At 49.9% G+C, this 12,679-nt stretch carries 7 protein-coding genes; 4 read left to right on the top strand and 3 right to left on the bottom strand.

Features of this window, described 5'->3' with window-relative positions; all coding sequences use genetic code 11:
* Window position 1: 1 nt before the first annotated feature.
* A complete protein-coding gene (locus ACZ5TN_RS10440; RefSeq protein ID WP_464916670.1) occupies window positions 2-1,195 on the bottom strand; it encodes a magnesium transporter in 1,194 nt (397 codons plus the stop codon).
* A 426-nt stretch (window positions 1,196-1,621) separates the two neighbouring features.
* Between ACZ5TN_RS10440 and ACZ5TN_RS10435 the strand changes: the two genes are divergently transcribed.
* From ACZ5TN_RS10435 to leuS, 3 genes are all read left to right on the top strand, one after another.
* Window positions 1,622-2,815, top strand: coding sequence for a hypothetical protein (locus tag ACZ5TN_RS10435; RefSeq protein WP_011250410.1), 1,194 nt, complete (start codon window positions 1,622-1,624; stop codon window positions 2,813-2,815).
* Window positions 2,816-3,028: 213 nt separating this feature from the next.
* A complete protein-coding gene (locus ACZ5TN_RS10430; RefSeq protein ID WP_158298054.1) occupies window positions 3,029-6,769 on the top strand; it encodes an Eco57I restriction-modification methylase domain-containing protein in 3,741 nt (1,246 codons plus the stop codon).
* Between the two features lie 195 nt (window positions 6,770-6,964).
* Window positions 6,965-9,868 carry a leucine--tRNA ligase gene (gene leuS, locus ACZ5TN_RS10425; RefSeq protein WP_011250412.1) on the top strand — a complete coding sequence of 968 codons (2,904 nt, stop codon included), beginning with the start codon at window positions 6,965-6,967 and terminating at the stop codon, window positions 9,866-9,868.
* 32 nt (window positions 9,869-9,900) lie between these two features.
* Here the strand turns inward: leuS and ACZ5TN_RS10420 are convergent, their stop codons facing one another.
* Window positions 9,901-10,275 (bottom strand): hypothetical protein, encoded by a 375-nt coding sequence (locus ACZ5TN_RS10420; RefSeq protein WP_048053730.1) that lies wholly within the window; start codon window positions 10,273-10,275, stop codon window positions 9,901-9,903.
* A gap of 66 nt (window positions 10,276-10,341) precedes the next feature.
* Entirely contained in the window at window positions 10,342-11,523 is a 1,182-nt protein-coding gene (locus ACZ5TN_RS10415; protein WP_464916669.1) for a hypothetical protein, read from the bottom strand.
* Between the two features lie 323 nt (window positions 11,524-11,846).
* On the opposite strand from ACZ5TN_RS10415, the gene ACZ5TN_RS10410 reads away from it, so the two are divergent.
* Complete coding sequence (locus ACZ5TN_RS10410) at window positions 11,847-12,668, top strand: class I SAM-dependent methyltransferase (protein WP_011250415.1); 822 nt, start codon at window positions 11,847-11,849, stop codon at window positions 12,666-12,668.
* The last annotated feature ends 11 nt before the right edge of the window (window positions 12,669-12,679 follow it).

The following is a 12,679-nucleotide window of genomic DNA, read 5'->3' as shown; positions in this document are numbered from 1 at the left end:
GCTAGACGATCATGTGGGCAACGGCAACGATAAAGAGGGTGGAGATTATGTCGGCTATGGTCGTTATCGTGGGCACGGTGGCGTTGTCCGGGTCGAGGCCGGTCCTGTCAAAGATTATTGCCATGAAGTAGGCCATCCACATCACGCCGAAGATGAGGATCGGATAGAGAACCAGGAAAGGCTTTACCAGACCCACTCTGGCTCCAAGGGTCACCTTCACAACGAGGATGGCTATGATGTTGGCCAGCAAACCCAGCAGCGCACCCACAGCGCTGTAAACGAGGATCTCAACCAGAATCTTTCTGTTGAGGAAGCCTTCCAGCTCTCCAAGGTGGATCCTTGTGGATGTTTTTGTACCGATTATCGCGCCCAGGTTGCCGGTTGTGGCCAGGACGGCAGGATACATGACGCTGAATATCACCGAGGCGTAGATCAGCCCGCTGTAAGTCTCAAGGAGGCCTCCTGAGACGCTAGACAGGAGTGCCAGGGCACCCACAACCCCAAGTACTTCTGCGAGCACTCTCCTATCGCTTTTCTCTATCTTTGAGAACTTGGCGAGCAGTCCGAGGAGAACCAGCCCCGCCACGAAGAGGGCGTAGAACTCAACTGAAAATTTTTCATAGAGGAGCACAAAGCTGACGAGGAGGGGAACGGTTATCAGGTCGGCGGCGGAAGTGACTATGGGGGCCGCTACGGCATCAGGGTCGATCTCATGTTTGAAGGGGATTATCGTTGCGAGGGCCGTTATGTAGCCGAGCACTATGCCAGCAAAAACAGTCGAGGCTATGATTATGAGCAGAACGGCAATCGCTATCTCGAGGCTCCTTATTTTAATCGCACCTATGCTCCAGAGTATCAGAACTGGAACGAGAGAGAGAATGATTGAGATAAAAACGTTTTTCGTGACGTTTCTGTCTTTGATTGTAGGTGTCATTTCACCAAGATGGAGCATTGTAGTGAAGCGGGAGGCAAGCGAGCCGTAGATGTTTCCCCTGAGCCCCATGAGGCCGGGAAGAATAACGAGGATTATGGGGTATTCGTTCATAATCTTGTCGAAGAACTTACCTAGAAAAGCTCCCGCGAAGAAGTCCAGCAGGAGGCACAGCAGGAGCGCTGGAAACGAAGCGAGCATTACTTCCCTTATGAACTCCCTGAACTCCTCTGATATCCAAGCGCGGACTACTGCCATTTCCATCACCCTCCATTGCCGCTTCCCTCCTTTGGAACACTGTTTGCTATCACCTCAACTTTTTTCAGGGCGTATAAAAACGTTTTGTCGCTTTCATATTGAATTTTAGGCCAGTAGATAGCCCACACAGCCCCTAAGTTTGACTGTTCAGCGTATTTGACTGATTATTGCCACCTTCTGAACCATAGGCGAATGTCCCAATAAGATTGGTTTGGCCAACCAAAAGGGCAGTAGAGAACAATCAAACCCATCCAAATTTCTGTTCCAGCTCGGTCCTCAGCGTTCCATTTAATTAAACTACTTGTTTTTTGATGTCTTTAGCCCAACAAAGCTCAAAACCATTCTTAAACATTTGAAACGTGCGTTTCAGGGGCTTTTTCACCGTGTCCCTAAAATAGGAGTTCAGTACTACACACTATCGAGGTGACGGCCATGAGGTGGCTGAAGGTATGGTTGATAATAGGCCTCCTGCTGGGAAGCATAGTCCCGGCAGGGATGGCACTTGCAGACGAGGCCGGGACGGCCCCACTGCCGCCGGAGATTCAGGACAACAGTACCACCGAGACGCAGGTTGTAGCAGAACACATAGTCTCCGCCCTTGAGAGGCTCCACAATGTAACATCAACGATAATTGAGAAGGCAAACGTCAGCGAGAACTCAACGGTCTTCGAGCACTACCAGAAGGCAGAGGAGTACCGTGAGGCTGCCATCCAGGACTACCAGAATGGAAACTACGAGGGTGCAATAGCAAACGGCATCCTTGCCATGAGGCACTACAAGGTTATCCTCGAGAAGGTCAAGAACGTGAGAAACGATGTCGGGGAGAGGCTCCAGGAGGAGCTCAGGAGGATGCAGGGCTATTTCATGGCTGCTGAGAAGACCATCAGAAAGGCCCAGGAAGAAGGGATAGACGTTGGAGACGCACCCCAGCTCCTTAATCAGACAAAGGAAGCCTACAGGCAGGTCATGGAAGACATAAAGAACAAAGACATTGAGAAAGCCAAGGAAGACCTAGCGGTAGCAAGGGAGCTCAAGAAGGGGCTCGATGAGAAACTGGTGGAGATAAGGAAGGAGCTCGCCTACGCAAACGCTGACAAAATAGTAAACGCTTTCCTCAGAAGGGGGGAGAACGCAATGAAGTTCGCCCAGAGAGTCATAGAGAAGGCAAATGCTAGCGGTAGAAACGTTACTGAGCTCCAGGAGATGCTGGAAGAGTTCCAGGCAGTCTACGAGCAAGTCAAGGAGTTGGCCGACCAGGGCAACTACACGGAAGCGCTCGACGTTATAACCGCCAACAAGGAGACAATAGGAAAGTTCCACAAGGCCATTGAACTGACCAAGAGGAAGATCCACGAAGTTGAAGTCAAGGAAAAGATAAAGAACATGGCCAAGCTCATCGGAGAGCTCAACGAGCGCATTGGAAAGGACGCAAGGGCACTCGCTGAGCCCCACAGAAAGGGAGTTGACACCAGGACCGCCCAGCTCAAGCTCAAGACAGCAGCCCAGGAGGTTCGCCTCAGCGCGGAGCTCCTCAAGCGCGGAAAGAAAGCCGAGGCCAAGGCCCACCTGCTCATAGCCCTCGACCTGCTCGAAGACGTTGAGAGCTTCATAGTTAAGCACGCCTGATATTCTTTATTCTCTTTATTCAATTCAGGGGAAGTTAAAGCCCCCAGTATGTCTGTCCAGCAAAACTTATATCCCCTTGCTTTTCAGTATTTCTGGTGAAGAACTGTGGATGAGATTAAATTGCTCACATCAGATTTAGAAAAGCTCGTGGAAATGAGTTCTATCCCTCTTGACTCGCTTAACGAAGTAAAAAGAGAACTTAAAACTCGGGACATGGTTGAGTACCTGGATGCGATAGTTGAGAGGGCCAAGCCCGAAGAAAGCCTGAGGCAGAACTTCTTCTACAAGGGAGCCCCGATAATGAAGCTTCTCGGAGTTAGAGGCTCCCCAGAAGTAAGGATAGGTTCAGGCTACGTGGATCTGGTGTTGAGGGATTCCCTCGGTAGGAAAATCATCGTCGAATTCAAACGTCTCTTCGAACTTAGAAGGAACAAGCTTCTGAGAACTGACTTAAACTGGAAAGAGCATGAGGAGCAAATAAAGAAATATGTTTTTTCTGAAGAGTCCAGATTTGTCGTGTTGACGAATCTCTACGAGTGGTACTTCTTCAGCTCCAAAACGATAATAAGAAAATCCGAACCGTTTTACTACGCTACTTTTATTGACCTCGTCCATGACATAGAGCAGTATGGGAGCCTCTACGATCTTCTTGAGAGGAAGGAACACGGAATACAAAAAGGGGAGCTTGACAACAGATTTTTCAAGAGCCTACGTGAGTGGATAAAGACCCTCGAGGATGTTGAGTTCAAAACAGACGAGAGAATCAAGATGCACCTGATTTTGCATCTCATTAACAAATTCATATTCATTCAGACTCTCGACGATTATGGGGTCGTTGAGTTCAACTGGCTCTATAAGAAGTGGATGGGCTTCTCCGACAGAATTCGGCTGGCGGAGAGACATAAAGAGAAGCCCGAAGTAGCGGGGAGGCATTACAAGTCCTTCATAGAGAAGTTCCTCGGGGAGATAAACGACTTCTTTTACCCATTGTATGACACAGAGCTTTTCTCAGACAGACTGATTGAGTTTATAAAAGATGAACCCGAGAACTGGGCACGCTTTTACAAGGCCTTAGAGACCGTCCTTGGATTCGCCCCGTGGCAGGAGACCGGTCTTAAGATGGGCATAACCCAGTACGACTACAGCCAGATAGACGAGGACATCCTTGGAAGAGCTTATGAGACATACCTGGCTGAAAAGAGGAAGGAGAAGGGAATCTACTACACCCCCAAGTACGTTACCCAGTTCATAGTCGAGGAAACCCTTGGGAAAAGACTAAACGAGCTTAAGGAAGGAATAACAACCGCAATACGGGAGAACGACTTTGAGACTGCGGAAAGGCTCAGCAAAGAGCTTTTTGAGATTAAAGTAGCAGATCTCGCCTCGGGTTCAGGCTCGTTCCTCATCAAAGTTCTCAGGGGGCTCTGGGATACATATTCGGCGGTTATTGACGAGCTGAAGAAAAAGGAAGAAGAACTGATCGGCAAGAAGACCTCAGATCTCTCCGCCCTCGTCCAGAGAAAGGACATCATAGAGGGCATAGCAAAAATGAGAGAGCTCTTCCCGAGTGATGAGAGGATTCTAATGTCCCAGATGGTTCTGAGGCACGTCTTTGCGGTTGATCTCGACGAGAACGCCGTTGAAGTGGCCAAGATGAACCTCTGGAGAGAGCTCATAAAGCTCAACCCCAAGGCCTTCCGCTGGGATAACCTAGGAGAAAATGAGCACGTCCTTCCAAACCTGAGCCTGAATCTCGTGAGCGGGGACTCGCTACTCGGCTTTGCTGACCCCAAGATTTTGGAGGGCAGGGAAGAAGTAAGAAAGCTTATGGAGCTGTGGGAGAAGTTCATCGAGAACCCCGAAGACCTGGAGGTTCTTAACGAGATCAAAGAGATAAAGGAAACCCTCAGAGGAGAACTCGATGAAAGGTATCGGGAGCTGTTGAGGGAGAAGCTTGGAGAGAAGGCCGAAGCCCTGAACAACAGATTTATTCACCACCCGTTGGAGTTCTTCATGGCCTTCTTCAATCCGGACGGCTCGCTTAGAGGAGGTTTTGACTTCATAGTCGGCAACCCGCCCTACGTCAGGATACAGAACCTCAAGAAGGAGAGCCCTGAGTACGTGGAGTTCTTGAACAGGTTCTACGAGAGCGCACACAAGAACTACGATTTGGCAATTCCATTCATTGAGAGGGGCTACAACCTGCTTAGGGAAGGCGGAGAGCTTGGCTTCATAGTCACCAAGAAGTGGATGAAAATAGATTACGGTGAAAAACTCAGGGGACTTTTGTCAAGGGAGAGAGCCGTCAGGTTAATCATTGACTTCGGCGATGAACAGGTCTTCAAGGGAGCAACGACGTACACCATGATACTTGTTCTGAGGAAGGAGAGGAACGATAAGCTAACCTATGCCAAGGTGGAGGAGCTGAAGGAAACCGTTGACCAGCTCAGGGCCGTGAATGAGCCGGACAAGTGGAACTCGGAAAGGTTGAGCGTCATCAAAGTTCCCACCAAGGAGCTTTCCGAAAAGCCCTGGGTGTTTTTGACCGAGGAGGAGAAGAAGATCGTGGAAAAGATCTACAATGGAAGCAAGAGGCTGGGAGAGGTTACCGATATCTTTGTGGGGCTTCAAACAAGTGCTGACCCAGTTTACATTCTCGAATACGTTGGGGAGAGTGGTAACTACTACATAGTCCACTCAAAGATTACGAACCAAGAACACAGGCTTGAAAAAGATCTACTCCATCCTCTCCTGAAAGGAGAGGAAATAAGACGCTGGATGATCCCAGAATATCGTTATCTCATCCTGTTCCCGTACAAAGTACATCTGGTAAACGGTGAAAGAAAAGCAGAGCTAATACCTATCGAGGAGCTTGCGAGCAAATATCCAAGGATCTGGGAGTATTTAAACATTTCAGAGGTTAGAAAAAAGCTTGAAGGGAGAGAGCGAGGTAGCCTTAAAGGTTCTCCAAAATGGTACAGCTATGTTTATGAGAAGAATCACGAAAAGTTTGAACTTCCAAAATTAATAACGGGCGTTCTTTCAAGTGAACCTCGCTTTGCACTTGACAAAAACGGAGACTATTACTTTGTCGGTGGCGGAACCGCAGGAGGCTATGGTGTCCTGATAAAGGACGATTACAAAGATAGGATTTCCCTGCAGTTCATTGGAGCGCTTCTTAACAGTTCACTCCTTGACTGGCGTGTAAAGCAAATAGGAAGCGAGTTCGAGGGTGGATTCTACTCTTATGGAAGGGCATCAATAAAAGACCTTCCAATCAAACTCCCCTCAACCGATGAGGAAAAAACCCTCAAGGAGGAAATAGAGGACACCGTCGAGGAGATAATCGCCCTCCTTAAAAAGCACTACGTAGTAAAATCCCTGTGGAGGGAGTGGAGCAAAAAGCTGGCTAACAAGGGAACCACACTAGGAAAGCTCATCGAAGGCTGGAAGAAGGGCGTCGGAAAGCTCCCGCCTGAAAAGCTCTTCTTCACGGATGTGAGACTCATCTCGAATGAAGAAATGGAATACGAAGGCTTTGAGCTTGAGCTGAAGGACGGAACTCTAAGGCTCTTCGGAAGGGAGTGGGACATGCTCACGCCCATTCTCGAGCTTGAGGGGGACGAGGAGATACTCGAACACGTTTATCTTTCGATGCTCGAACTCCTCGAATCGAGGCAGAGGGTCAAAAACCTCAAGGACATCCTGAACAAAACAAGAGTCCTCACCATAGGAAATGATCCCGAGGAAACAAGGAGGATCGTTAAAACCGTTAAGCAAAGGGCCGGTGTGAAGCACCTAACTTCATTTCTGGAGCTCGTTAGAGAGAACGAGGCATACCTCGACGCTCTCGTCTTCAAACTTTATGGACTGAGTACTGAAGAGGCTAGGATCGTTCTCAGAAACCTTAACAAAACTCAGGACTACATTGACTCCGTCGTCAGGCACCTCTGACTTTATCTTTTTACTCTCGATGTCACTTTTCCAAAAAACTTAAATACCCAAAACTGCTACTCGCTCCGATGCCGATGAGGGGGGAGTACCTTCTCCACCGTTCAGCGGGCGTTTCGCTCTGATTACCTAAATGGCCCCCCTATTCTGGACTCTGAATCGCGCGCTCTTTTGAAAAACTTTTGAGGAGGTATAGCCATGGCTGAGCTTAACTTTAAGGCCATCGAGGAGAAGTGGCAGAAGCGCTGGATGGAAGCGAGGGTTTTTGAGCCAGACAGGAAGGCAAAGCCCAAGGAGAAGAAGTTCTACATAACGGTTGCGTTCCCATACCTCTCGGGCCACCTTCACGTCGGCCACGCGAGGACGTACACGATACCCGATGTTATAGCCCGCTTCAAGAGGATGCAGGGCTACAACGTGCTGTTCCCGATGGGCTGGCACATCACAGGCGCGCCGATAGTCGGTATCGCCGAGAGGATAAAGAACCGCGACCCCAAGACAATCCACATCTACCGCGACGTTTACAAGGTTCCCGAAGAGATACTGTGGAAGTTCGAAGACCCGAAGGAGATAGTTAAGTACTTCATGAAGGCCGCGAAAGAGACATTCATAAGGGCCGGCTTCTCCGTTGACTGGACGAGGGAGTTCCACACAACCAGCCTCTTTCCGCCCTTCAGCAAGTTCATAGAGTGGCAGTTTTGGACGCTCAAAGACATGGGTCTGGTCGTCAAGGGCGCCCACAGGGTCAGGTGGGATCCTGTCGTGGGCACTCCCCTCGGCGACCACGACATAATGGAGGGTGAGGACGTCCAGATACTGGAGTACGTCATAATCAAGTTCATCCTTGAGGAGAACGGCGAGACCATCTACCTGCCAGCCGCGACCCTGAGGCCCGAAACTGTTTATGGAGTCACTAACATGTGGCTGAATCCAGAGGCAACCTACGTGAAGGCAAAGGTGAGGAAGGGCGACAGGGAGGAACTCTGGATCGTCAGCAAGGAAGCAGCTTACAAGCTCTCCTTCCAGGACAGGGAGATAGAGGTCATCGAGGAGTTCAAGGGCGAGAAGCTCATCGGAAAGTACGTCAAGAATCCGGTGACGGGTGACGAGGTTATAATCTTGCCAGCCGAGTTCGTTGACCCTGACAACGCCACGGGCGTCGTCATGAGTGTCCCAGCCCACGCACCCTTCGACCACATAGCCCTCGAAGACCTGAAGAAGGAGACCGAGATACTGCTCAAGTACGACATCGACCCGCGCGTCGTGGAGGAGATAAGCTACATCTCGCTGATAAGCCTAGAGGGCTACGGCGAGTTCCCGGCTGTTGAAGAGGCCGAGAGGCTCGGAGTCAAGAGCCAGAAGGACAAGGAGAAGCTGGAGCAGGCGACCAAGAACATCTACAAGGCCGAGTACCACAAGGGAATCTTCAAGATAGAGCCCTACGCCGGAAAACCCGTGCAAGAGGTCAAGGAGCTTGTTGCCAAGGAAATGATGGAGAAGGGCATCGCCGAGATAATGTACGAGTTCGCCGACAAACCTGTCATAAGCCGCTTCGGAAACCAGGCCGTCATCAAGATAATCCACGACCAGTGGTTCATAGACTACGGAAACCCAGAGTGGAAGGCCAAGGCGAGGGAAGCACTTGCTAATATGACCATCTACCCCGAGAGCAGGAGGGCGCAGTTTGAAGCAGTTATAGACTGGCTGGACAAGAAGGCCTGTGCCAGGAAGGTTGGCCTTGGAACACCGCTCCCGTGGGACCCGGACTGGGTTATCGAGAGCCTTAGCGACTCGACGATCTACATGGCCTACTACACCATAAGCAGACACATCAACCAGCTGAGGAAGGAAGGTAAACTCGACGCCGAGAAGCTCGACAGGGAGTTCTTCGACTACATCTTCCGCGAGCCCTTCAGCGAGGAGAAGGAGAGGAAACTGAGCGAGAAGACGGGGATTCCGGCGGAGACCATCCACGAGATGAAGGAAGAGTTCGAGTACTGGTACCCGCTCGACTGGCGCTGTTCGGCCAAAGACCTAATCCCGAACCACCTGACGTTCTTCATCTTCAACCACGTGGCCATCTTTGATAAAAAGCACTGGCCCAAGGGAATAGCGGTAAACGGCTTCGGAACGCTGGAAGGCCAGAAGATGAGCAAGAGCAAGGGCAACGTGCTGAACTTCATTGACGCAATCGAGGAGAACGGCGCCGACGTTGTGAGGCTCTACATAATGGGCCTGGCCGAGCACGACAGCGACTTCGACTGGAGGAGGAAGGAAGTGGGCAAGCTGAGGAAGCAGGTCGAGAGGTTCTACGAGCTGGTGAGCGAGTTCGCCACGTACGAGGCCAAGGAAGGCGTCGAGCTGAAGGACATAGACAGGTGGATGCTCCACCGCCTGAACAAGGCCATTGAAGGAGCAACCAAAGCCCTTGAGGAGTTTAGAACGAGAACCGCTGTGCAGTGGGCGTTCTACACCGTCCTCAACGACCTCCGCTGGTACCTGAGGAGAACGGAGGGAAGGGACGACGATGCAAAGCGCTATGTCCTGAGAACGCTCGCCGACGTCTGGGTCAGGCTGATGGCCCCGTTCACGCCTCACATCAGCGAGGAGCTCTGGGAGAAGCTCGGCGGAGAGGGCTTCGTCAGCCTCGCTCCCTGGCCCGAGCCGGTTCCGGAGTGGTGGAACGAGACGGTTGAGGCCGAGGAAGACTTTGTCAAGTCCCTCATAGAGGACATCAAGGAGATCATAACAGTCGCAAAGATAGAGAACCCGAAGAGGGCATACATATACACCGCTCCAGAGTGGAAGTGGAGGGTCGTTGAGGTAGTTGCTGAAAAGAGGGACTTCAAGGCGGCGATGGCAGAGCTGATGAAGGACCCTGAGATGAGGAAGCACGGCAAGGAAGTTAGCAAGCTCATACAGAGGCTCATAAAGGAAAGGGCCTTCGAGGTGAAGCGCATAGACGAAGAAAAGGCCCTTAGGGAAGCGAAGGACTTCATCGAGAAGGAGCTCGGCATCGAGATAATCATCAACCCGGAGGAGGACAGGGGCGGAAAGAAGAAGCAGGCCATGCCGCTGAAGCCCGCGGTGTTTGTGGAGTGAGGGGGTTTCTCTTCTTTTTTTTCTAAGTTTGGTCAACTCCCTGAAACAGTTCCCTGTACTCCCGATTCTTTGTTTTGGTACTCTGTGTAGCCTCCTAAGAATCCCACTAGAAGGCTTGCAACTGGCCAATAGCCGAGAATAAACATAATTGGGATTATAACAACGAGAATCAGGGCAGTGAATCTTGGTAATTTGCCGTTAAGGACCGACAGAGTTCCACGCTGAAATATTGAGACTCCCCACAATGCAATAGCAATGGAGAATGCGAGCTCTAGGGAGTTCCCTTTAATCCACGCTAGAGGACTTATCAAAGAATAGATTACTGGACCTGCTATCACTCCTAAAAAATAAATGAGAAGCATATCTTCAAAAAAGGTAAATAGGACTTCAGATAAGTACCTTTCCACCGTCTCCCACCTTTTTATTCTTTGAGTGTACACAGTAGCCTGTTGAAATGAATAACTAAAGCAATATCACCTCCTGTTTATGAACCATGGGTACATTTCCACTGTGAATTCAATTGGAGGTGCTTGGACGGTGTGCCTTGGGTGGGAAACCCAACAATTGTAGCCCAAGCAGATGATAACATCCTCTTCATAAACGAACTCTGCTTCACCCCTTAGCTTAAGCTCTATCATGTGGAATGGTGTTCCCTTTTTAACGAATGGGACAACAACAGGGTGTGCCACGAATATTTTGCCCCACGCGGGAGAGCTGCTCAGTAACCCTTTTTTCTTCAGGTCATAAAACTGAAATTCAATATCGCGGTTGGCATCGATGTCGTCCGTGTACCATTTGAAAATGAGCCCCTTAGTGTAAGTCTCACTGAAGCCTGCTGCTGCACTTGGAAGGCCCTTAGCGTCGATCCCTATATTTAAGCCCCAAGTGACGGTTGGCTCTGATGAAGAACCACTGCCTTCTGGCCTGAAACTCCCCACGCCAAAGTAGGCTTGTTCAGGTGAGGGATTAAGGATCGTTGCCCTTTCTCTGACCTCCTTAACTGCCACTCGGAAATTCTTAGGGAAATCTCTCTCACTGGGCACTTTTGCCTCATGGCTCATGTAGACGTAGTAATAATATCCCATTCTTGCTTCGGCTACCCAAAAATCAGCACCAAGCTTGTTGTACACATGAACTTTGTGCCCCTCTCTGATTGTTATTTCCTCTGATGTAGTCACCGTGCTAATCCGGCCTATTGACGTCCACTCTCTTGGGGGTTCATCTGCGAGCGCACCTCTAACTTTGAGAGGGAGCTTTCCGAACTTTCTGGCCTCAATGTAGAAGCTTTTCGTCATGACTTCAACATCCGAGGCCTTAACATCGTACCCGAGGTAATACAATGGGGCATACGCTCCTGAGGGAAGTCTTCTCAGGGCAATACCAACGAAAGTAGCATTACTGAACTCCTCAAGGTTTATCCTGAGTGTTAGCCTATCCCAGTATTTCTGCAAAAACTGTTCAGCCATTTGTGTACTGGATTTTCCGGAAAAAGTTTTCAATGCAACATTATCCCCTGGGACTGGCAATGGCAATGAGGGCTCCTTTTGAGGCGATGGAGAAACTCCAACCTCTTCATACCCTCGAACCTCGGCAAGTACTACGCTGCCAACCACAAGTAGCCCCAGCAGGACTGCGAACAAGGGCTTCCACTTCATGCTTGCACCTCTTACAGTTGTTTGCACTATATTTTGCGACAGACACATTTATAAACTTTACTATTCAAAGTTTTTAAAATGACTATGCCAATAGTAATTTTATTAATACTTCTAAAATTCCGACTTCTCTGGGAAAATAAGCCGTGAGTAAAAAGTGTTGCATGGGGATGTAAGTGAGCCGTAGAGACTTATTAAATCAAGCCTTTTGGGAGAAACCCTGAAACTCCAAAATTTCTCCCTGCCATTAATTCAACACCGCCTTATAAAACATTTTCCCAAAAACGCTTTAAACAGAGGTTCTTTAGCTCTCTTTGGTGTTCTCCATGCCTGCCAACGAAGAAAAGTTTAGAGAAGAGATCCTTTCCAAAATCCCACCCCGGAACGAGCCACCTTTGCCTCCCAACTGGTTGCATATTGAAATGCTCGAACGATTCCGTGTCCTCAGGTTCGCGCCCCTAAGAGAAGGCATGAACGTCCTCGAAATCGGCTGTGGTGCTCACGCGATAACAACAGTTCCGCTCGCTTACCTCGTTGATGAGACCGGTAGGGTAGTTGCCGTGGATAAAGCCCGCTGGCACTTCTTCGAGGAAATAACATCCGTTGCTGGACTGAAACACAGGATAATCCCCATGAAACTCGACGCGAGAGAGCTGCCCTTTCCATTCAAAGCGTTTGACCTGGCAGTTCTCGTCCACGGCATCAGAAGTCTGAAAAACGAAGAAACCATCGTAAAGGTCATATCTGAGATGCTCCGCGTTTCTGATAGAGTTTTCATAGCCGAGAGCCTCCCAATAGCAAACAACGAGCGCCAGAGGGCACACCTTGAGCTGTACAACCTGAGGCAGGAGATATTCGAGGCTTTGTTCGGTGAGAAGGACGACCTGCACTACTTCCCGCTGGAAAAGCTGGAGGAGTTTGTGGAGCGCGCCGGAGGACGGATCGTTGAGAGCGGAACCTTCGAGCCCAACCTGCCGCACTACCTCGCATACATACCGCGGGAGTACGTATCGCAGATAAAAGACGAGAAAAAGCGCACTGAACTCCTGGAGCGCTGGGATAGGGCCTATGAAAAGTGGAAGAACGGGGCCGAACATCCACCCGTGGGATGGCTGATTGCCGAAAGCGAGGTCAACCGAAACCCTTAAAATTAATAACG

Source organism: Thermococcus sp. JCM 11816, from assembly GCF_055396515.1.
The sequence above is the reverse complement of the archived record's forward strand: the minus strand, read 5'-3'. Positions and strand labels throughout refer to the sequence as shown.

Bases quoted from the DNA above. Each gene is read 5' to 3' on its own strand.
- ACZ5TN_RS10440 (WP_464916670.1), bottom strand. From the start codon at position 1,195: ATGGAAATGGCAGTAGTCCGCGCTTGGATATCAGAGGAGTTCAGGGAG.
- ACZ5TN_RS10430 (WP_158298054.1), top strand. From the start codon at position 3,029: ATGGTTGAGTACCTGGATGCGATAGTTGAGAGGGCCAAGCCCGAAGAA.
- ACZ5TN_RS10410 (WP_011250415.1), top strand. From the start codon at position 11,847: ATGCCTGCCAACGAAGAAAAGTTTAGAGAAGAGATCCTTTCCAAAATC.
- ACZ5TN_RS10435 (WP_011250410.1), top strand. From the start codon at position 1,622: ATGAGGTGGCTGAAGGTATGGTTGATAATAGGCCTCCTGCTGGGAAGC.
- leuS (WP_011250412.1), top strand. From the start codon at position 6,965: ATGGCTGAGCTTAACTTTAAGGCCATCGAGGAGAAGTGGCAGAAGCGC.
- ACZ5TN_RS10415 (WP_464916669.1), bottom strand. From the start codon at position 11,523: ATGAAGTGGAAGCCCTTGTTCGCAGTCCTGCTGGGGCTACTTGTGGTT.